Origin of the sequence: Lentzea kristufekii (assembly GCF_033949925.1) — a bacterium.
Classification (GTDB): Bacteria; Actinomycetota; Actinomycetes; order Mycobacteriales; family Pseudonocardiaceae; genus Lentzea; species Lentzea kristufekii.
The window spans coordinates 548,153-567,185 of sequence record NZ_JAXAVV010000002.1; the positions used below are offsets into that span (position 1 = coordinate 548,153).

The 19,033-nt window shown below is 69.8% G+C and carries 23 protein-coding genes; 13 read left to right on the forward strand and 10 right to left on the reverse strand.

The window, feature by feature from the left end:
• Window positions 1–56 precede the first annotated feature (56 nt).
• Entirely contained in the window at window positions 57–419 is a 363-nt protein-coding gene (locus SK571_RS06170; protein ID WP_319983043.1) for a hypothetical protein, read from the forward strand.
• Here SK571_RS06170 and SK571_RS06175 read toward each other — a convergent pair.
• Window positions 361–828, reverse strand: a complete 468-nt coding sequence (locus SK571_RS06175) for a hypothetical protein (protein WP_319983044.1) — start codon at window positions 826–828, stop codon at window positions 361–363. The genes SK571_RS06170 and SK571_RS06175 overlap by 59 nt on opposite strands.
• A 65-nt stretch (window positions 829–893) precedes the next feature.
• Between SK571_RS06175 and ggt the strand changes: the two genes are divergently transcribed.
• Window positions 894–2,663 (forward strand): gamma-glutamyltransferase, encoded by a 1,770-nt coding sequence (ggt, locus tag SK571_RS06180; protein ID WP_319983045.1) that lies wholly within the window; start codon window positions 894–896, stop codon window positions 2,661–2,663.
• A 148-nt stretch (window positions 2,664–2,811) separates the two neighbouring features.
• Here ggt and SK571_RS06185 read toward each other — a convergent pair whose 3' ends face one another.
• Window positions 2,812–3,330 carry a DinB family protein gene (locus SK571_RS06185; RefSeq protein ID WP_319983046.1) on the reverse strand — a complete coding sequence of 173 codons (519 nt, stop codon included), beginning with the start codon at window positions 3,328–3,330 and terminating at the stop codon, window positions 2,812–2,814.
• A gap of 168 nt (window positions 3,331–3,498) precedes the next feature.
• On the opposite strand from SK571_RS06185, the gene SK571_RS06190 reads away from it, so the two are divergent.
• Genes SK571_RS06190 through SK571_RS06205 form a run of 4 tightly spaced genes read left to right on the forward strand, consistent with a single transcriptional unit; the run spans window position 3,499 to window position 6,605 of the window.
• Window positions 3,499–3,648, forward strand: coding sequence for a hypothetical protein (locus SK571_RS06190; RefSeq protein WP_319983047.1), 150 nt, complete (start codon window positions 3,499–3,501; stop codon window positions 3,646–3,648).
• A 46-nt stretch (window positions 3,649–3,694) separates the two neighbouring features.
• The gene (gene def, locus SK571_RS06195; protein WP_319983048.1) at window positions 3,695–4,243 is read left to right on the forward strand and encodes a peptide deformylase; all 549 of its coding nucleotides are present in this window, start codon (window positions 3,695–3,697) and stop codon (window positions 4,241–4,243) included.
• A 2-nt stretch (window positions 4,244–4,245) separates the two neighbouring features.
• Window positions 4,246–5,172 carry a methionyl-tRNA formyltransferase gene (gene fmt / locus SK571_RS06200; RefSeq protein ID WP_319983049.1) on the forward strand — a complete coding sequence of 309 codons (927 nt, stop codon included), beginning with the start codon at window positions 4,246–4,248 and terminating at the stop codon, window positions 5,170–5,172.
• The gene (locus SK571_RS06205) at window positions 5,169–6,605 is read left to right on the forward strand and encodes an RsmB/NOP family class I SAM-dependent RNA methyltransferase (protein WP_319983050.1); all 1,437 of its coding nucleotides are present in this window, start codon (window positions 5,169–5,171) and stop codon (window positions 6,603–6,605) included. The genes fmt and SK571_RS06205 overlap by 4 nt, the downstream gene beginning before the upstream one ends.
• 147 nt (window positions 6,606–6,752) lie before the next feature.
• Here SK571_RS06205 and SK571_RS06210 read toward each other — a convergent pair whose 3' ends face one another.
• Window positions 6,753–7,748, reverse strand: coding sequence for a hypothetical protein (locus tag SK571_RS06210; protein ID WP_319983051.1), 996 nt, complete (start codon window positions 7,746–7,748; stop codon window positions 6,753–6,755).
• Between the two features lie 88 nt (window positions 7,749–7,836).
• Between SK571_RS06210 and SK571_RS06215 the strand changes: the two genes are divergently transcribed.
• The 7 genes from SK571_RS06215 to SK571_RS06245 are packed head-to-tail and all read left to right on the forward strand — an operon-like array spanning window position 7,837 to window position 12,831.
• On the forward strand, window positions 7,837–8,337 hold the full coding sequence (locus SK571_RS06215; RefSeq protein WP_319983052.1) for a flavoprotein: 501 nt from the start codon (window positions 7,837–7,839) through the stop codon (window positions 8,335–8,337).
• Between the two features lie 26 nt (window positions 8,338–8,363).
• The gene (gene rpe, locus SK571_RS06220; protein ID WP_266035448.1) at window positions 8,364–9,014 is read left to right on the forward strand and encodes a ribulose-phosphate 3-epimerase; all 651 of its coding nucleotides are present in this window, start codon (window positions 8,364–8,366) and stop codon (window positions 9,012–9,014) included.
• Between the two features lie 14 nt (window positions 9,015–9,028).
• Entirely contained in the window at window positions 9,029–10,012 is a 984-nt protein-coding gene (ribD, locus tag SK571_RS06225) for a bifunctional diaminohydroxyphosphoribosylaminopyrimidine deaminase/5-amino-6-(5-phosphoribosylamino)uracil reductase RibD (RefSeq protein WP_319983053.1), read from the forward strand.
• Window positions 10,013–10,020: 8 nt separating this feature from the next.
• Window positions 10,021–10,641 carry a riboflavin synthase gene (locus tag SK571_RS06230; RefSeq protein WP_266034803.1) on the forward strand — a complete coding sequence of 207 codons (621 nt, stop codon included), beginning with the start codon at window positions 10,021–10,023 and terminating at the stop codon, window positions 10,639–10,641.
• Window positions 10,638–11,900 carry a bifunctional 3,4-dihydroxy-2-butanone-4-phosphate synthase/GTP cyclohydrolase II gene (locus tag SK571_RS06235; RefSeq protein WP_319983054.1) on the forward strand — a complete coding sequence of 421 codons (1,263 nt, stop codon included), beginning with the start codon at window positions 10,638–10,640 and terminating at the stop codon, window positions 11,898–11,900. Before SK571_RS06230 ends, SK571_RS06235 begins: the two co-directional genes overlap by 4 nt.
• Complete coding sequence (gene ribH, locus SK571_RS06240) at window positions 11,897–12,394, forward strand: 6,7-dimethyl-8-ribityllumazine synthase (RefSeq protein WP_086665621.1); 498 nt, start codon at window positions 11,897–11,899, stop codon at window positions 12,392–12,394. Before SK571_RS06235 ends, ribH begins: the two co-directional genes overlap by 4 nt.
• A complete protein-coding gene (locus SK571_RS06245) occupies window positions 12,391–12,831 on the forward strand; it encodes a PH domain-containing protein (protein WP_319983055.1) in 441 nt (146 codons plus the stop codon). The genes ribH and SK571_RS06245 overlap by 4 nt, the downstream gene beginning before the upstream one ends.
• Here SK571_RS06245 and SK571_RS06250 read toward each other — a convergent pair.
• The 7 genes from SK571_RS06250 to SK571_RS06280 all read right to left on the reverse strand — a co-directional run bounded on the left by SK571_RS06250 (window position 12,828) and on the right by SK571_RS06280 (window position 19,018).
• A complete protein-coding gene (locus SK571_RS06250; protein ID WP_319983056.1) occupies window positions 12,828–13,253 on the reverse strand; it encodes a DUF1761 domain-containing protein in 426 nt (141 codons plus the stop codon). The genes SK571_RS06245 and SK571_RS06250 overlap by 4 nt on opposite strands.
• A 124-nt stretch (window positions 13,254–13,377) precedes the next feature.
• Window positions 13,378–16,194, reverse strand: a complete 2,817-nt coding sequence (acnA, locus tag SK571_RS06255; RefSeq protein WP_319983057.1) for an aconitate hydratase AcnA — start codon at window positions 16,192–16,194, stop codon at window positions 13,378–13,380.
• A 132-nt stretch (window positions 16,195–16,326) separates the two neighbouring features.
• A complete protein-coding gene (locus SK571_RS06260) occupies window positions 16,327–16,749 on the reverse strand; it encodes a helix-turn-helix transcriptional regulator (protein WP_319983058.1) in 423 nt (140 codons plus the stop codon).
• Window positions 16,750–16,825: 76 nt separating this feature from the next.
• Window positions 16,826–17,230, reverse strand: a complete 405-nt coding sequence (locus SK571_RS06265; RefSeq protein ID WP_319983059.1) for a hypothetical protein — start codon at window positions 17,228–17,230, stop codon at window positions 16,826–16,828.
• Window positions 17,231–17,273: 43 nt separating this feature from the next.
• A complete protein-coding gene (locus SK571_RS06270; protein ID WP_319983060.1) occupies window positions 17,274–17,645 on the reverse strand; it encodes a roadblock/LC7 domain-containing protein in 372 nt (123 codons plus the stop codon).
• Complete coding sequence (locus SK571_RS06275) at window positions 17,642–18,484, reverse strand: hypothetical protein (protein ID WP_319983061.1); 843 nt, start codon at window positions 18,482–18,484, stop codon at window positions 17,642–17,644. Before SK571_RS06275 ends, SK571_RS06270 begins: the two co-directional genes overlap by 4 nt.
• 162 nt (window positions 18,485–18,646) lie before the next feature.
• Window positions 18,647–19,018 carry a hypothetical protein gene (locus tag SK571_RS06280; protein ID WP_319983062.1) on the reverse strand — a complete coding sequence of 124 codons (372 nt, stop codon included), beginning with the start codon at window positions 19,016–19,018 and terminating at the stop codon, window positions 18,647–18,649.
• Window positions 19,019–19,033 lie beyond the last annotated feature (15 nt).

The following is a 19,033-nucleotide window of genomic DNA, read 5'->3' on the forward strand; positions in this document are numbered from 1 at the left end:
GCTTCGTGCATGGGGTCCTACGCCTGGCTGGAGCTGCACGACTTCGAGTGCCGAGCGTGCGGCCGGCTGTCCTGTTTCGAGTTCAGCACAAGTGGGGGACCCTCGACTGCGTCACCTGGTACGGCTTGGGAGACAAGCTCAACTGGGACGGAGTGACCTATGGCGAGGAGGGCCACCGCCTCGTCGTGGCGAGCGGCATCGCCACGAGCAGTTGCACGCACTGCGGTGGCCCGGAAGACGGCCAGGACTACCTCGACATCTTCGTGGAGAACGACGTGATCACCGCGGCGCGGTGGAGCGACTGGGAGTACGAGGAGCCGTTCGCCGTCATCGAGGACTACCCACCGGGGTTGCCGCGCGTCAGCCCTCGTAGTGGGAGCGCAGGCCCGCCATGTGCTCGCGGATGTCCTCGTCGGTGAGCTTCTCGTACTCGAGGTACTCGCTCAGGTACGTCATGAGGTCGCCGCGTTCGGGGTGGTCCTCACCCGCGATCACGTGCGCCGTCGTGCCCGCGATGCCCGCCGGGAACAGCAGGAAGCCGTCGAGGCCCGCCATGGTGTCGAACGAGGCGTTCTTGGCCTCCCACAGGGCCCAGACGTCCTCCTCGCGGCCGCACTCGGCGAGCAGCAGGGCGGCGAGTCCCAGCGCCTCGCTCACGCCCCAGCCCTCCTGGTGAGCGGCGGTCTCCTGGGTGAGCAGGTGCCGCAGGAGATCGGCGTCGCCGTCGCGGCGTTCGCGCAGCAGGAGGCGCAGCGCCTCCTCGCGGTCGGCCTCGTCGAGCGGGGTGTTCGTGAAACTGGTTCGCAACTGGTCAAGATCGATCGACACGCCCGCACCTTAGGCCTTCCTCAAGGAGTGTTGCCATCCGGTCGCAACGGAGTAGAAGTTTCCGCATGTTGCGAACGGTTGCCGCACTGACGCTCTCCGTCGTACTGGTCGCTCCTGCCCCGGCAGGAGCGGCGGAATCATCGCCACGCGTGCCCGAGCAGGTGGGCTGGGGAGGCGCTGTCTCGAGCGTCGACCCCGACGCGTCCCAGATCGGCATCGACGTGCTTCGCCGCGGTGGCAACGCCGTCGACGCCGCCGTCGCCACCGCCGCCGCGCTCGGCGTGACCGACCCGTTCAGCGCGGGCATCGGCGGCGGCGGGTTCTTCGTCCACTACGACGCCCGCACCGGCCGCGTGTCCACTTTGGACGGCCGCGAGACCGCGCCGCGGTCCGCCACCGACCAGCTCTTCGTGGAGGACGGCAAGCCCCTGCCGTTCGCCGAGGCGATGACCAGCGGCAAGTCCGTCGGCGTCCCCGGCACGCCCAAGACGTGGCAGCAGGCGCTGCGCAGGTGGGGCACCCTGAACCTGCGCGAGGCCATGGCGCCGGCGGAAGCGCTGGCACGGCGTGGTTTCACCGTCGACCAGACGTTCAACTCGCAGATCACGAACAACGCCGCCCGCTTCGCCGACTTCACCTCGACCCGCGACCTCTACCTGCCCGGCGGCCAGCCGCCCGCGGTCGGCAGCACGTTCCGCAACCCGCAGCTCGCCGACACCTACCGCGAACTAGCGCGCACCGAACTCGCGTCGCTGTACGGCGGCGCGGTCGGCCGCGACCTGGTGCAGACCGTGCGGAAGCCTCCGGTCGTGCCCGGCTCGACCCGCAACGTCCGCGCCGGCGACATGCAGCTCTCCGACCTGGCCCGCTACCAGGTCGAGCGCCGCGACCCGACGCACACGCGCTATCGGGGCCTCGACGTCTACGGCATGGCCGCGCCGTCGTCCGGCGGCACGACCGTCGGCGAGGCGCTCAACATCCTCGAGTCGACCGACCTCTCGAAGGTCTCCGACGTCGAGTACCTGCACCGCTTCATCGAGTCGACCAAGCTCTCCTTCGCCGACCGCCTGCGCTGGGTCGGCGACCCGGCCTTCTCCCGCGTGCCGACCGAGGGCCTGCTCTCGCAGAGGTTCGCGGACAGCCGCGCGTGCCTGATCAAGCCCGACGCCGTGCTGCCCGCTCCGCAGCCCGCCGCCGACCCGCGCAACCCCAAGGCCTGTGAAGCCACCGCCGGTCTCTCGGCCCAGCGCGAGGACGCCGAACGCACCACGCACCTCACGACGGCCGACCGCTGGGGCAACGTCGTCGCCTACACCCTGACGATCGAGGCGGAGGGCGGCAGCGGCATCGTCGTGCCGAACCGCGGCTTCCTGCTCAACAACGAACTCACCGACTTCGAGTTCGTCGCCCCGACCCCGGGCGTCCCGCACCCGAACCTCCCCGGCCCCGGCAAGCGCCCGCGCTCGTCCATGGCCCCGACGATCGTCCTCGACCACGGCAAGCCCCTGCTCGCCGTCGGCTCGCCGGGCGGCTCCACCATCATCACCACGGTCACCCAGATCCTGACCGCCCGCCTGGACCGCAAGATGTCCCTCCTCGACGCGGTGGCGGCCCCGCGCGCCTCCCAGCGCAACGCGGCCACCACCCCGGCCGAGGCGGCGTTCCTCGCCGCCTCGACCACCGCGGGGCTGCAGGCCATCGGGCACAGGTTCAGCCAGAACGCCGAGATCGGCGCCGCCACGGCCGTCGAGCGAGCCGGTGACGGCCGCTGGCGTGCCGTCGCCGAGCCGACCCGGCGCGGCGGAGGTGCCGCCCGCGTGGTGAAGGTCGGCTGAGCACGACCCGGCCTGGCCGGCGTGCGGAAGCCCCGCACGCCGGCCGGGCCGATCCCACCGTCTCACCCCAGAACAGGTCCTGGCCGAAGTCCGCGGTGCAGTGGAACCGCCAGTGTCCGGAGACGCTCGGCACAGTGAGGAAAGGCCGCTACTCGTTGGTGCGTCCGTCGATGCGTTCGCGGATGAGGTCGGCATGACCGTTGTGCTGCGCGTACTCCTCGATCAGGTGGATGTAGAGCCAGCGCACCGAGATCTCGCCCACGCGCTCGTGCACGAAGGTGTCGTCGAGGTCCCGGCTCGCCACGGCCGCGCGGGACTTCGCCATCTCGGCGAGCAGGTCGGCGTACTCCGTCTCGGCGCGGGCGGGGTCCAGGTGTTCGAAGGCGCCGTCCCGGTTGCCCGGCACGCCGTAGCGGGCCTTGACGTCCTCGCCCGCCAGGCGGCGGCGGAACCAGACGCGCTCGACGTCCGTCAGGTGGCGGATCAGGCCCAGCAGGGTCAGGTTCGACGGCGGCGTGGACGCCGTGGCGAGCTGTTCGCCGGAGAGGCCCGCGCAGTTGGCCAGGAAGGTGGCGCGGTGGCGGTCCAGCCACGCTTCGAGCATCGGGCGTTCCGCGCCGAGCAGTGGTTCGTCGGCCGGGGTGACTTCGGGTGCCGTCCAGGTCATGGAGTCATGCCTAGCCGATGCCGCCCAGCCTCGTCGCATCAGCCTGATGACCTGGGCGGATCCACCTTCTGGCCGAGGGTGGCGCGTGATCTTCCTACCGTGGGCTGACGCGGGCTCGATACTGCGAGCCGATGTGGGCTGACCTGCGTGAACGGCACAGTTCAAGGCATGACGACGACCACTGTTTCCAGCGCCCCGGCAGCTCACCTCGACCTCCACGCGCTGTTGCGGCCCGTGCTGACGGCTCTGCGGTTCACCGGCCACTTCGTCGTGGCACTGGTGGGCGTGATCTTCCTCGGCAGCGCGTCCGAGCACTGACCGCGCTCCTCGTAGACTGGCCTCCAGTCCACACGAGGAGCACTGCGTGACCGTCCAACCCATCCGCCTGTTCGGCGACCCCGTGCTGCGCACCGCGGCCACCGAGGTCACCGACTTCGACAAGGAACTGCGCACCCTGGTCAAAGACCTGTGGGACACGATGCAGAACGCGGGCGGGGCAGGCCTCGCCGCGCCTCAGCTCGGTGTTGGACTGCGCGTGTTCACGTACCACTGCGACGGTTTCGCCGGCCATCTCGTCAACCCGACGTGGGACGTCGTGGGCGAGGAGATGCAGGACGGCTCCGAGGGCTGCCTGTCCATCCCCGGCATGTCGTGGGACTGCAAGCGCCACCTGCACGTCGTGGCCAAGGGCTGGAACATGCACGGTGAGCCCGTCGAGGTCGAAGGCACCGAGACGCTGGCCCGCTGCATCCAGCACGAGACGGACCACCTCGACGGCGTGTTGTTCCTCGACCGCCTCGACGCCGACACCCGCAAGCAGGCCATGCGGGAAATCCGGCAGTCCGAGTGGTTCGACGGTACGGTCCCCACCTTGAAGCAGAGCCCGCACCCACTCTTCGGCAGGTCCAGCTGACCATGCGACTCGTGTTCGCCGGTACGCCCGAGGTCGCACTGCCCTCGCTGCGCGCCCTCATCGACTCCTCCCGCCACGACGTCGTCGCCGTGGTCACCCGTCCCGACGCACCCTCCGGCCGCGGCCGCAGGCTCGAGCGCTCCCCGGTGGGCGCGCTCGCCGACGAGCACGGCATCGAGGTCCTCACGCCCGCCAAGGCGGGAGACCCCGAGTTCCTCGACCGCCTGCGCGCGCTGGAACCCGACCTCTGCCCAGTCGTCGCCTACGGCAACCTGCTCCCGCAGCGCACGCTCGACGTGCCGAAGTTCGGCTGGGTCAATCTCCACTTCTCCGTGCTGCCCGCGTGGCGCGGCGCCGCGCCGGTGCAGGCCGCCGTGCGCAACGGCGACGACATCACGGGCGCCTCGACGTTCCGCATCGTGAAGGAACTCGACGCGGGCCCGGTGTTCGGCGTGGTCACCGAGAAGGTGCGCGACCGCGACACCTCCGGCGACCTGCTGGCCCGGCTGTCCGAGTCCGGTGCCCACCTCCTTCTGTCCACTGTGGACGGCATCGAGGACGGCACCCTGCGCGCCGTGGACCAGCCAGCCGAAGGCATCACCTACGCCGGGAAGATCACCGTCGAGGACGCACGCCTCGACTTCACCGCGCCCGCCGTGGCGGTGGACCGCCTGGCGCGTGCCGTGACGCCGGATCCCGGCGCGTGGGCCGAGTTCCGGAACGAGCGGTTGAAGCTCGGCCCCGTGACGCCGGTGGACGACGTGACGTTGCCGGCCGGCGAGATCCTCGTCGAACGCAAGCGCGTGCTCGTGGGCACGGCGACCACCGCCGTGGCGCTGGGCGAGGTACAGGCACAGGGCAAGAAACGCATGGGCGCCACCGATTGGGCCCGCGGCACGCGTATCGAAGCAGGGGAGCGCATCGCATGACCGGCCATTCGCGAGGAGCTTCCAAGCCGTCGCGCCCGAGCAGTCCCCACCCGCCGAAGCGGCGCACCGGCCCCTCCCGGCCACCCGTGGAGGACCCGGCCCGCCTCGCCGCGCTGGAGACGCTGCGCGCGGTGCGCCAGCGCGACGCGTACGCCAACCTCGTGCTGCCGCAGCTGCTGCGCGAACGCCGTATCACCGGACGTGACGCGGCGCTCGCCACCGAGCTCACCTACGGCACGTCGCGTGCGCAGGGCCTGCTCGACGCCGTCATCGAGTCGTGCTCCGACCGGCCGCTGTCCGAAGTGGACGGCTCGGCGCTCGACGCGTTGCGGCTCGGTGCGTATCAGCTGCTGCGCACCCGCATTCCGTCACACGCGGCGGTCGCCTCGACCGTCGACCTCGTCCGGGCCGAGCGGGGCTCCGGGATCGCGGGCTTCGTCAACGCCGTCCTGCGCCGGATCGCGGCGCAGGACGAGGCGGCGTGGGTCGACGAGCTCGCCCCCGACCAGGAAACCGACCCGATCGGCAACCTGGCCTTCACCCACGCACACCCGCGCTGGATCGCGCAGGCGTTCGCGGAGGCCCTCGGCAGCCGCGAGGAGCCGCTCAAGCGTGCCCTGGAGGCCGATGACGCACGGCCGGCCGTGCATCTGGTGGCCCGCCCGGGCGAGGTGAGCGCCGACGAGCTCGCCGCCATCACTGGTGGTGACGTGGCGCCGTACTCGCCCTACGGTGTGCACCTGGAGGCCGGGGCGGGCGACCCGGGCGATCTCGAGCCCGTCCGGGAGCGCCTCGCCCACGTCCAGGACGAGGGCAGCCAGCTCTGCGCACTCGCCCTGACGCGCGCGCCGATCGAAGGTACGGACGACCGCTGGCTCGATCTCTGCGCGGGCCCCGGCGGCAAGGCCGCCCTGCTCGCCGCGCTGGTCGGCATCGAGGGCGGCGAGCTGATCGCCGTCGAGAAGGCACCCCACCGCGCCGAGCTCGTCCGCAAGCTCACCGCGGGCCTGCCGGTCACCGTGGAGGTGGCCGACGGCCTCGAGACCGGCTTCGTCGAAGGAGCGTTCGACCGCGTGCTGGTCGATGCGCCCTGCACCGGTCTCGGTGCGCTGCGCAGGCGCCCGGAGGCGCGGTGGAGGCGCCAGCCCGCCGACGTCGGCACGCTCACGAAGCTGCAACGCGAGCTGCTGACCGAGGCGCTGCGGCTGGTGCGCCCTGGCGGCGTGGTGGCTTATGTCGTGTGCTCACCTCATCTCTCCGAGACCGTAGGGGTGTTGACGGACGTCGCGCAGCGGACCGGGGCCGAAGTGCTGGACACGCGGGAGTTCTTCCCCGGAGTTCCGGACCTCGGGGAAGGACCGCACGTTCAGCTGTGGCCTCATCTGCACGGCACCGACGCGATGTTCTGCGTGGTGCTGCGACGCCCTGTTTGAGCGCTCGTGAAGGACGCTAGCGACGGGGTCTGACAGGTTCGGGCCCCGTCGGCTCGCAAAGGGGTGCAACGGCTTCGGGGTTCACCGGTTCGGGTGACATCCTCGACCAGCGGGCCGGGCGAGCCGCAGTTCGCCCGGTCACTCGGGTCAGGCCTTCAGCACGTGCAGCTGTGCCGGCTGGCCGAACCGGTTGCCCACCGCGTAGACCCAGCGGCCGCCGGGACCCCACGCCAGGCTCGCCTGGTACAGGTACGGCGCCTCGTACGAACGGGACTCGTCGAGCGAGCCCGCCGGGTAGAGGCGCACGGACGTGTCGCTGTTGACCCCCGCGGCGAGAGCACCGGAGTCGGCGCTCACCGCCACCGCCACCGGGTAGGGGCCGGTGTTGTAGGTGCCGCGCACCGCGAGGCTGTCGGTCGTGTACGACTGGATCTGGTACGGCGCCCCGCTCGCCACGTGCACCTGGCTGCCGTCCTGGGAGAACTCGACGTCGGCCAGGTTGCTGCCCGCCTCGCGGGACGCCTGGACGGCGAGCCCGTCGCCCTGCTCGCGCAGGACGACGAGGTCCGAGGGCGAGAGGCTCGGCTGGCCCGCCGCCAGCAGACCGGGCCTGGCGGGCGACGTCGCGAGCTGCTGCGGGCTGTAGTGCCCGGTCACGAGGCCCGTGCGGGCGTCCGCGCCGTTGAACGAGACACGGCCGATTCCGCCGCCCCACGTGTCGCAGCCGTAGCTGAAGTACAGGCGGTTGTTGGTGATCGCGAGGTCGGACGGGCACACCTCACCGACCGGGTAGCGGGCCCGCTCGGTCAGCGTGAGCGTGTCCAGCGCGGCGATCGCGCCGTACTGGGACAGGGCGACGAAGACCGTGTCGCCGTCCGGGCTCAGCGCCAGACCCGTGGCACCGGGCAGGTTCGACAGCTTGGTGACCGCGTTGCCCGACAGGTCCGTGACGGCGACGGCGTTGTCGGTCTTGCTGCTCACGAACACGTGGCCCAGCGTCGGGTCGACCACGATGTCCGAGAAGGACTTGAGCGCCAGCGGCACGGTGCGCTGCGGCGGTTCGGCGGTCGCGGGAAGGGCTGTGGCCGCCACCAGGGCGGCCGTCATCGCGGTGGCGCTGAGCCACCGGTTCCACTTGCGCATCTTGCTCCCCTCAGTGTGCGGGTGATCACCCGCGGTAGGGGACGTTATCGGCGGTGTCCGACAAAAAAGACCGCCTAACATCGCAGCGGTGACTACGCGTGGATTGCTCGGATTGGTCGCTTCCGGATGCGGTGGTGTCGAGTCGTGGTTCCGCACGGAACTCGCCGAGCCGGCCGCGCAACTGGGGTGGCGGTTGGCCATCACGTTCACGCCGGCCGTCGTCCCGTGGTTCGAGGAGGCCGGCGAACTCGGCAAGCTGCAGGTGCTGACGGACCTCCCGATCCGCTGGGAGCCGAGGATGCCGAGCCAGCCCAAGCCCTACCCGACGCCGGACGCGTTCGTCTTCGCCCCTGCCAGCGCGAACTCCGTGGCCAAGCTGGCCCTGGGCATCGGCGACAACCAGGCGCTGACCGCTCTGAACGAAGCCATCGGCGTCGAGAGCTGCAAGGTCGTCGTCATGCCCCAGGCCAACGCGGACAAGCGCCGCCACCCCATGTGGGAGACGCACGTCACGACACTCACCAATGCGGGTGTCGTCGTGGTCTCAGACGTGGCTCCCCGCAGGCTGCTCGACCTGCTGGACACCTAGACTTCACCCTCGTGGTCCACACGCCGATGATCGCCCCCAGCATCCTGTCCGCCGACTTCGCGCGCCTCGCCGACGAGCTCGCCGCGGTGCCCACGTCGGACTGGATCCACGTCGACGTCATGGACAACCACTTCGTGCCGAACCTGACGCTCGGCCTGCCCGTGGTGAAGTCGCTGCTCCAGGTCACCGACATCCCGATCGACTGCCACCTGATGATCGAGGACCCGGACCGCTGGGCCATCGGCTACGCGGAAGCGGGCGCGTACAACGTGACCGTGCACGTCGAGGCCGCGAACGACCCGATCGCGCTGGCGAAGAACCTGAAGGCCGCGGGCAGCAAGGCCGGTCTGAGCATCAAGCCCGGCACCCCGCTGGAGCCGTACGTCGAGGTGCTGAAGCACTACGACACGCTGCTGGTCATGTCGGTCGAGCCCGGCTTCGGCGGCCAGAGCTTCATGGCCGACGTGCTGGACAAGGTCCGCCAGGCCCGTCACCTCGTCGACACCGGGCACCTCACGCTGCTGGTGGAGATCGACGGCGGCATCAACGCCGACACGATCGAACAGGCCGCGCAGGCCGGCGTGGACTGCTTCGTCGCCGGGTCCGCCGTGTACGACGCCGCGGACCCCGGCAAGGCCGTCGAGGCTCTGCGCGCCCAGGCAGCCGGTGCGAGGTGACCCCCGAGGACGCGATGAGGATCGCCATCGCGGAGAGCGAGCGGGTGCGGGGCACCACGAGCCCCAACCCACCGGTCGGATGCGTCATCCTCGACGAGAGCGGCAACGCCGTCGGGTTCGGTGGCACGCAGCCGGTCGGCGGGCCGCACGCCGAGGTGATGGCGCTCAGGGAAGCTGGCTTGAAGGCTCGCGGCGGCACCGCGGTGGTCACCCTCGAACCGTGTTCGCACTACGGCCGTACGCCGCCGTGTGCCGAGACGCTCATCGAAGCCGGCATCAAGCACGTCGTCCACGCCACCAGTGACCCGAACCCGAAGGCTGCGGGCGGGGTCGAGGTCCTCAAGAAGGCCGGCGTCACCGTCGAGAGCGGCCTGCTGGAGCAGGAAGTCAGCCGAGGTCCCCTCAGGGCGTGGCTGCACTACGCGCGCACGGGCCGTCCGCACGTCACGTGGAAGTACGCGGCCTCGCTCGACGGCCGGATCGCGGCCCAGGACGGCACCAGCCGCTGGATCAGCTCGGAGACCTCCCGCAAGGAGGTCCACGCGATGCGCGCCAAGCTCGACGCGATCGTCGTCGGCATGAACACGGTGAGGCTGGACGACCCCGCGCTGACGGCCAGGAACGCCGATGGAATGCCGTTGCCCCGCCAGCCGTTGCCGGTGGTGGTGGGCACGAGCGACCTGCCGGAGGGAGCGAAGCTCCAGGACACCGCACTGCACCTGCGCACGCACGAGCCGGACGACGTCCTGGCGGCGCTCGCCCAGCGCGGCGTGGTCGACGTGCTGCTGGAGGGCGGCCCGACGCTCGCCGGTGCGTTCTGGCGCGCCGGCAGGGTCGACCGAGTCCTCGCCTACATCGCGCCCGCGCTGCTCGGGAACGGTCCCGCGGCGGTGCTGGACGCGGGCGTGTCAACCATCACGGACGCTGTGAGGCTGACCGTGGAAGACGTCACCATGAGCGGACCGGACTTGCGGATCAGCGCGGTTCCGCGAACTTAGGAGGAGCGGTGTTCACCGGGATCGTCGAGGAACTCGGCCACGTCGAGGCGATTGAGGACCTGCCCGACGCGGCACGGATCCGCATCACCGGGCCGATCGTGACCAGCGACGCGAAGCACGGCGACTCCATCGCGGTGAGCGGCGTCTGCCTCACCGTCGTGGAAGTCGAGAACGACAGCTTCACCGCGGACGTGATGCGCGAGACCCTCACGCGCAGCAGCCTCGCCAAGGTCGCGGCGGGCGACCGGGTCAACCTGGAGCGCGCGGCCGCGGTCGGCCAGCGCCTCGGTGGCCACATCGTGCAGGGCCACGTGGACGGCACGGGCACGATTCTCGCGCGGGAGAAGGCCGAGCACTGGGAGATCGTCCACATCGGACTCCCGCCGAGCCTCGCCCGTTATGTCGTCGAGAAGGGCTCCATCACGGTCGACGGGGTCTCGCTGACGGTCGTGACCGTCTCCGAGGACGAGTTCACCGTGAGCCTGATCCCGACGACCCTCGAACTCACCACGCTCGGGCGACGCATTCCGGGCGACCTGGTGAACCTGGAGGTCGACGTGCTGGCTAAGTACGTCGAACGACTGGCGATCCCGCACCTGCGGGCCATCGCGGGCGAGGAGGCCCAGTGAGCACCGACTTCGCTGACATCGAGCGTGCGATCTCCGACATCGCCGCCGGTCGTCCGGTGGTCGTCGTGGACGACGAGGACCGCGAGAACGAGGGCGACCTGATCTTCGCCGCCGAGAAGGCGACGCCGGAGCTGCTCGCGTTCATGGTCCGCTACACGTCCGGCTACATCTGCGTGCCGCTGACCGAGGACGACTGCGACCGCCTCGACCTGCCGCCGATGTTCCACACGAACCAGGACGTGCGCGGCACCGCCTACACCGTCACGGTCGACGCCCGCGAGGGCGTCAGCACCGGCATCTCGGCGGCGGACCGCGCCCGCACGATCCGGCTGCTCGCCGACCCGACCGCGAAGGCCAGCGACTTCAACCGTCCGGGTCACGTCGTGCCGTTGCGGGCCAAGGCCGGTGGCGTGCTGCGCCGTCCCGGGCACACCGAGGCCGCCGTCGACCTGGCGCGGATGGCCGGGTTGTCGCCCGCGGGCGTGCTCTGCGAGATCGTGTCGCAGAAGGACGAGGGCGACATGGCCCGCCGCGACGAGCTGGAGGTCTTCGCCGCGGACCACGACCTCGCGATCATCACGATCGCCGACCTCATCGCGTACCGCCGCCGGGTCGAGACCCAGGTCGTGCGTGCCGCCGAGGCCCGCATCCCGACCGCGCACGGCGTCTTCACGGCGTACGGCTACGACAGCCTGCTCGACGGCATCGAGCACGTCGCCCTGGTGTACGGCGAGATCGGTGACGGCGAGGACGTGCTGGTGCGCGTGCACTCCGAGTGCCTCACCGGCGACGTCCTGGGCTCGTTGCGCTGCGACTGCGGCCCGCAGCTCGACGCGGCGATGGAAGCCGTTGCGGCACAAGGCCGTGGCGTCGTGCTGTACATGCGCGGCCACGAGGGTCGCGGCATCGGCCTGATGCACAAGCTGCAGGCGTACCAGCTGCAGGACGAGGGCGCCGACACCGTGGACGCGAACCTGGTGCAGGGCCTGCCCGCCGACGCACGCGACTACGGCACCGGCGCGCAGATCCTGGTGGAGCTCGGCATCAAGTCCATGCGGCTGCTGACGAACAACCCGGCCAAGCGCGTCGGACTGGAGGCCGGATACGGTCTCCGGGTGCTCGACAGGGTGCCGCTGCCGGTCTCCCCGAACCCGGAGAACCTGCGGTACCTGCGCACCAAGCGCGACCGGATGGGTCACGAACTGCACCAGCTCGAGCAGTACGAGACCGTTGTTTCCGCTACGGAGGACCAGGAATGAGCGGCGAGGGCCGTCCAGAGCAGACGAGGCTCGACGGCAAGGGCCTGAGCGTCGCGATCGCGGCGACGCGCTGGCACACCAAGATCACCGACCAGCTCGTCGAGCGTGCCCTGAAGGCCGCTGAGGACGCGGGCTGCGTCGACACCACGGTCGTGCGCGTGGCGGGGGCGATCGAGCTTCCCGTCGTGGTGCAGGAACTGGCGCGCCACCACGACGCCGTGGTCGCGCTGGGCGTGGTCATCCGCGGCGGTACCCCGCACTTCGAGTACGTGTGCGACTCGGTGACGGACGGGCTCACGCGCGTCGCGCTCGACGAGTCCACCCCCGTCGGCAACGGCGTGCTGACGACCAACACCGAGGAGCAGGCCCTGGCCCGCGCCGGCCTGCCGGACTCGGTGGAGGACAAGGGGTACGAGGCGACCGTCGCCGCGATCGACACGGCACTGGTGCTGCGCGGCCTGCGTCAGCCCTGGACCGAGCGGGGCTTCGAATGATGACGGCGGAAGTGCTCGTCCTGCGCCCCAAGAAGATCCGCCGCGTCGCGTGGGCGTGCGCGGTCGGTCTGGTCGTGGTGTTCACGGTGGTGGGACTGCTGCTGGGCAACACGCCGACCGGCGTGATCTTCCGGACCTCCGACCAGGTCGCCATGATCCTGCTGGGCTTCCTGCTCGCGGGCGGTGTGCTGCTGCTGACCCGTCCGCGCGTCACCGCCGATGCGTCGGGTGTCGACGTGCGCAACGTCGTGACGTCGCACCACTTCGACTGGAACGACGTGCTGTCGGTCAGCTTCCCGGACGGCGCCGCGTGGGCCAGGCTGGAGCTGCCGGACGACGAGTACATCTCGGTGATGGCCGTGCAGGCCGTGGACCGCGAGTACGCCGTTTCGTCCGTGCGCGCGTTGCGTGAGCTGCACAAGGCAGCAAGGAACTAGATCCACTGACCGAGGATCGCGCCCGCGAGCGTGAGTCCGACGACGTGATAGCCCGCTCCGATGGCCGCGAAGGTGACCGGGGCGGGCTTCGTCATGTCGTAGGCACCGGTCACGAACCGGACCGGCAGCGCGATGCCGAGACCGACGACGAGTCCCAGCAGGATGCCTTCCATGATGTTGTCGGTGCGGGAGGCGTTGCCGATCATCGCGGTGGCGAGGGTGATGACGAAGCACGTGACCAGCGGGATGGCGTAGACGCCCACTCCCACCTTCTCGGGTGGGCTCAGGTCCCAGCCCGCTGCCCGTTGCCAGGCCCTGCCGAAGGCGTAGTCCGCGTACCAGACCAGGCCGAGCGCGAAGTACGCGATCGTGGCGACGACGACGGCCAACCAGTTGAGGTCGCCGAGCACGGTCAAGCTCATGAGGGGTCTCCCGCGGTGATCAGGGTGACTTGGCATCGCGGGGTGCACGCTCGTCGTTACGAGTGCATTCACGGCGAAAGGGCCGCCCACCGACTGGTGAGCGGCCCTTTCGGTACATCGGGGACTAGCTGCGGACCATCTTGCGCAGCACGTACTGCATGATGCCGCCGTTGCGGTAGTAGTCGGCCTCACCGGGCGTGTCGATGCGGACGACCGCGTCGAACTCGACCTTCGAGCCGTCCGCCTTGGTGGCGACGACGTGCACCGTGGACGGCGTGGTGCCGTTGTTCAGCTCCGTGACGCCGGTGAAGTCGAACGTCTCGGTGCCGTCGAGGCCCAGCGACGACGCGTTGTCGCCCGCCGGGAACTGCAGCGGCAGCACGCCCATGCCGATGAGGTTCGAGCGGTGGATGCGCTCGTAGGACTCGGCGATGACGGCGCGGACGCCGAGCAGCGAGGTGCCCTTGGCCGCCCAGTCGCGCGACGAACCGGAGCCGTACTCCTTGCCCGCCAGCACGACCAGCGGAACGCCGGCCTCCGCGTACGACACGGACGCGTCGTAGATGGTGGTCTGCGGCGCGCCCTCGGCCAGGAAGTCGCGGGTGAAGCCGCCCTGGACGTCGTCGAGCAGCAGGTTGCGCAGGCGGATGTTCGCGAACGTGCCGCGGATCATCACCTCGTGGTTGCCGCGGCGGGAGCCGTAGGAGTTGAAGTCCTTGCGCTCCACGCCGTGCTCGGTCAGGTACTTGCCCGCGGGCGAGTCGGCCTTGATCGAACCGGCGGGGGAGATGTGGTCCGTGGTGACCGAGTCGCCCAGCAGCGCCAGCACGCGGGCACCCGAGATGTCGGTGACCGGCTTCGGCTCCATCTCCATGCCCTCGAAGTACGGGGGCTTGCGCACGTAGGTGGACTCGCTGTCCCACTCGAACGTGTTGCCGGTCGGCGTGGGCAGCGACTGCCAGCGCTCGTCACCGGAGAACACGTTCTTGTAGCCCTTGGTGAAGCCCTCCGCGGAGATCGAGGTCGAGATGACCTCGGCGATCTCGGCCGGGGTCGGCCAGATCTCCGACAGGTACACCGGCTTGCCCTCGGGGTCGTACGCGAGCGGCTCGGTGGTGATGTCCTTGTCCATCGAACCGGCCAGCGCGTACGCCACGACCAGCGGCGGCGACGCGAGGTAGTTCATCTTGATGTCCGGGTTGATCCGGCCCTCGAAGTTGCGGTTGCCGGACAGCACCGAGACGACCGCGAGGTCGCCTTCCTGCACACCCGCCGAGATCTCGTCCTGCAGCGGGCCCGAGTTGCCGATGCAGGTGGTGCAGCCGTAACCGACCAGGTGGAAGCCGAGCTTCTCCAGGTACGGCATGAGGCCCGCGCGCTCGTAGTAGTCCATGACGACCTTCGAGCCCGGCGCCAGGGTCGTCTTGACCCACGGCTTGCGCTCGAGACCGCGCTCGACGGCCTTCTTCGCGAGAAGAGCGGCACCGAGCATCACGGACGGGTTCGAGGTGTTGGTGCACGACGTGATCGCGGCGATCGCGACGGCGCCGTGGTCCAGCTCGAACTCGTTGCCGTCGAGGGTGACCTTGACCGGGTTCGACACGCGACCGGTGGCGCCCTCGGCGGCGGACTGGAACACCTTTGGCGCGCCGGAGCCGTTCTCGCCCTCGTGGATGGCGACCGGGTCGCTGGCCGGGAACGTCTCGTCGACGGCCTCGTCCACACCGGACAGCGCCGGGGACTCGGTGTGCGCGACGTAGGCGCCCAGGGCCTGGCGGAACGACTCCTTGGCGTTGGTCAGCTCGATGCGGTCCTGCGGGCGCTTCGGGCCGGCGATGGACGGCACGACCGTCGCCAGGTCCAGCTCCAGCGTCTCGGAGAACACCGGCTCGCGGGACGCGTCGTGCCAGAGGCCCTGTTCCTTGGCGTAGGCCTCGACGAGCGCGATCTGCTCCTCGGTCCGGCCGGTCAGGCGCAGGTAGTCGATCGTCTCGCTGTCGATCGGGAAGATGCCGACCGTGGAGCCGAACTCCGGCGACATGTTGCCGATCGTGGCGCGGTTCGCCAGCGGCACGGCGCTGACGCCCTCGCCGTAGAACTCGACGAACTTGCCGACGACGCCCTGCTTGCGCAGCATCTCGGTGATCGTGAGCACGAGGTCGGTCGCGGTGGCGCCGGGGGGCAGCTCACCAGACAGCTTGAAGCCGACGACGCGCGGGATCAGCATGGAGACCGGCTGGCCGAGCATCGCGGCCTCGGCCTCGATGCCGCCGACGCCCCAGCCCAGCACGCCGATGCCGTTGACCATCGTGGTGTGCGAGTCGGTGCCGACCAGCGTGTCCGGGTACGCCTGGCCGTTGCGGACCATGACGACGCGGGCCAGGTGCTCGATGTTGACCTGGTGCACGATGCCGGTGCCGGGCGGGACGACCTTGAACTCGTCGAACGCCGTCTGGCCCCAGCGCAGGAACTGGTAGCGCTCGCGGTTGCGCTCGTACTCCAGGTCGACGTTCTGCTCGAACGCGTCCGGGCGGCCGAAGATGTCGGCGATGACCGAGTGGTCGATCACGAGCTCGGCGGGCGCGAGCGGGTTCACCTTCTCGGCGTCGCCGCCGAGCTGGGTGACGGCCTCGCGCATGGTGGCGAGGTCGACGACGCAGGGCACACCGGTGAAGTCCTGCATCACGACGCGGGCGGGCGTGAACTGGATCTCGGTGTTCGGCTCGGCGGCCGGGTCCCAGTTGGCGAGAGCGCGCACGTGGTCGGCGGTGATGTTCGCGCCGTCCTCGGTCCGCAGCAGGTTCTCCAGCAGGATCTTCAGGCTGAACGGCAGACGCTCGGCGCCCTCCACGGCGCTCAGCCGGAACACCTCGTACGAGGCGTCGCCGACGTTGAGCGTGCCGCGGGCGCCGAAGCTGTCCTTGCTAGCTGGTGCAGTCACGTGCAACTCCATAACTGGTGACAGCGCGGTGGTCAGTTCGGGATGGGGGAGAGTCTTCCTCACCGGGTCGGCCCCTGCCCCTCGACCCCAAACAGTACGCTTGTCCTGTAAGCCGGTTCAACCCAGGTTGCCCTAAGTCACGATCCCGGTGCGGTACTCGCCGGGAGACCGTCCGGCGAACCTCCTGAACGCGGCACCGAACGCGCTTTCCGTGCGGTATCCGGTGGCAATGGCGATCGAGGCGACGGTGCGCGTGGTGTCCCGCAGCGGACGGGCCGCGTGCCGCATGCGCAGGCGGTGCAGGTGGTCGAGCGGTGTCATGCCCGTGTTCTCCCTGAACCGCAGGAAGAACGTCGATCGCGACATCGCCTTGAACGCCGGTCCGAGCTGCGGGTCGTCGTCCGCCACGTGGTCGCGCAGGACCTGCAGCAGCAGGACCTGGCGGAGGCGGTCGAGGATCATCCCGCCGCTGTTCGCGGAACGGGCGGCGAAGGCGGAGGTGGTGCGGTACCTGTCGCGGCCGGCGGATCTCGCCGAGGTGATCTGCGAGGTCACTGAGGAGTTGCGTACCCAGGGGTAGCCCGGCCGGACGGGGGGAAGTGAGCCGGGCTACCCGGGCAGGGCGGCGTGGCTACGCGCCGCCGTGTTCTCTGACGACCCGGCGGGCCGAGGCGAAGAGCATGCCGATGTTGACCGACTTGGGGCACACGACGACCGCGACGACGTCCTCGTCGTGGTCGTCTCGGATGAACAGGTGTGTGAGGTTGCTGCTGTTGACCAGGACTTCCTGGAAGTAGTGCTCGGCGCTCGAGATGCCGCGCCGCTCCTTGAAGACGTCCTCGATCATGGTCACCGTGCGGCCCTGGAACAGGTCGAGCGTCGCACCGGCGAGCAGGTCGAGCACCTCGGAGGGGTGGCTGTCGGTCGTCTCGAACGACAGCAGCATGCCGGTGGCCATGTCCACGACGCCGGCGGCCAGGCAGCCCGGCACCTCTTGCCGCAGGTGCCGGACCATCGTGACTATCTGGTCGGACATGACTCTGTTGCTCGTGTTGGGTTTCGTCATTTCACATTTCTGTTCAGGCGGCGGAGAGAACGGAGTTGATGCGTTCGATCGCGGGCTGCGACTCCTGGTGGAGCCGGGTCACGTTGAGGCCTTCGTCGCCGAGTACGACCATCAACGCCAGGGAGCCGACCGCGTAGACGGCCATGCACCCACCGCTGCTGTAGACGACGGTCTGCCGGAATGATCCCTGGCCGGCCGCCTCGCTGGTTCTTCGGGCAATTCCGAGATCGGCGGCCGCCAACGCGGAGATCACGCCGGTGTCGAGCTTCTCGGACGTGTCCGCGAGAATCAGGATGCCGTCGTTGGCTGCTATCAGGGTGTCCGTTATACCGGTGACCCGTTCGCGCAGACCGTGCAGTTCGGTGGCCAGCACGTCGTGATTCACGGCTTTTTCCTCTCGGGTTGTTTGAACAGTTTCGGCAACAGCTGGCGCCGCAACGAGCGGGGCAGCGGCACGTCATCACCGGCCGTCGGGTCGGGTGGCGGGTGGTGGAACGCGGGAGGTTGCTGCCTCGGGCGCAGCGGAACCGCGAGATGCGGCGTCGCGGCGATGACCGCGTTGCCGGGCACGATGGTCAGCAGCTCGTCGGCCACCATCCGGCAGGCCTCGATCGTCACCGGGTAGACGCTGCGGCCCGCTGCGAACGCGATGTCGCGCGTGGTGCGCCTGCCGGTGGCGTGCGCGAGGATCTCCCCGCGCACCGGACCGTGTTTCCGCAGGCGGGCGGTGGTGGTCGGGACGAGGCGCTCGCGGTGCGGGGACAGCGGGTGCTTCAGCGCGAGCAGCGACGAGATCCGGCGTGAGGTCTCCTGGAGCAGGCGCACCGGATCGAGCGCGGTGGTCATCGCAACGGCGACGTCGAGCGTCTGCGGGGAGAACACGCAGGCCTCGACGTCACCCGCCACGATGGTGAACGCGGCGTCCTGCGTGGACATCATGGCAACGACGTGCAGTTCGGTGTCGCCGATGCTGCCGCGGGTACCGGTGGTGAGGGCGGTGGTCCACTCGGATTCACTGATGCGCCCCGTGCGCAACAACAACGCGTCGGGTCCGGGTGAGCCCGGGCTTTCCACGGAGATGATGCCGCCATTGCGGAGATGAATTCGTCCCCCTGGATTTCCGGGGACGTGCAACGTGCCGGTGGCGTTCGCCGCGGCTCGTCCGGTCAACGCGCCCGCGAGCAGATCGAAGGGGATTTGCGTGCCGCTGGTCAGGGTTGTCACCGCATTTCGTGCCGACTGAGCCGCGCGGGTTTCGTCTGCCGCGCTTGCGTGAACTCATCTTTGTTGCTCAGGTAACGGTTTGTCGCTGCGGTTCACTCGATCGTGTTAAAAGTGACTCGATTGCATCGATCGGGCATCTATGCGTTGTGACGCTGAGTTTCCTCAGGCGAACATGAGAATGATTCCGAAGGCGCCCAGCATCAGCAGTTTCGCGCATTCGAGCGCAATGTAGGCGAGATGCGTGCGGGAACGAGGAGGCGTCCCTCCATCGATGATGAGCCGGGCCCTGGCTTCGAGCCGGGGGCGCAGCACCACGACCTGAACCGCCAGCGTCACGGTGAGGGCGATCAGGAGAACGGTCGCGGCGAGGGGACGGGAAGCGAACGCGAACGTGATCGCGATGGCCGTCGCCAGCACGATCTCCGAGGCGTTCAGGGCGCGGAACACGAGCCGGCCGATGCCGAGTCCCAGCGGCAGGGTGATGCCGGGCGCGCGGAACTTCAGCGGCGCCTCGATCGAGATCGCCAGCACCATGCCGAGCCAGATGCA

Bases quoted from the DNA above. Each gene is read 5' to 3' on its own strand.
- SK571_RS06190 (WP_319983047.1), top strand. From the start codon at position 3,499: ATGACGACGACCACTGTTTCCAGCGCCCCGGCAGCTCACCTCGACCTC.
- SK571_RS06210 (WP_319983051.1), bottom strand. From the start codon at position 7,748: ATGCGCAAGTGGAACCGGTGGCTCAGCGCCACCGCGATGACGGCCGCC.
- SK571_RS06250 (WP_319983056.1), bottom strand. From the start codon at position 13,253: ATGAGCTTGACCGTGCTCGGCGACCTCAACTGGTTGGCCGTCGTCGTC.
- ggt (WP_319983045.1), top strand. From the start codon at position 894: ATGTTGCGAACGGTTGCCGCACTGACGCTCTCCGTCGTACTGGTCGCT.
- fmt (WP_319983049.1), top strand. From the start codon at position 4,246: ATGCGACTCGTGTTCGCCGGTACGCCCGAGGTCGCACTGCCCTCGCTG.
- ribD (WP_319983053.1), top strand. From the start codon at position 9,029: ATGAGGATCGCCATCGCGGAGAGCGAGCGGGTGCGGGGCACCACGAGC.
- ribH (WP_086665621.1), top strand. From the start codon at position 11,897: ATGAGCGGCGAGGGCCGTCCAGAGCAGACGAGGCTCGACGGCAAGGGC.
- SK571_RS06185 (WP_319983046.1), bottom strand. From the start codon at position 3,330: ATGACCTGGACGGCACCCGAAGTCACCCCGGCCGACGAACCACTGCTC.
- SK571_RS06265 (WP_319983059.1), bottom strand. From the start codon at position 17,230: ATGTCCGACCAGATAGTCACGATGGTCCGGCACCTGCGGCAAGAGGTG.
- SK571_RS06205 (WP_319983050.1), top strand. From the start codon at position 5,169: ATGACCGGCCATTCGCGAGGAGCTTCCAAGCCGTCGCGCCCGAGCAGT.
- rpe (WP_266035448.1), top strand. From the start codon at position 8,364: ATGATCGCCCCCAGCATCCTGTCCGCCGACTTCGCGCGCCTCGCCGAC.
- SK571_RS06245 (WP_319983055.1), top strand. From the start codon at position 12,391: ATGATGACGGCGGAAGTGCTCGTCCTGCGCCCCAAGAAGATCCGCCGC.
- SK571_RS06280 (WP_319983062.1), bottom strand. From the start codon at position 19,018: ATGGTGCTGGCGATCTCGATCGAGGCGCCGCTGAAGTTCCGCGCGCCC.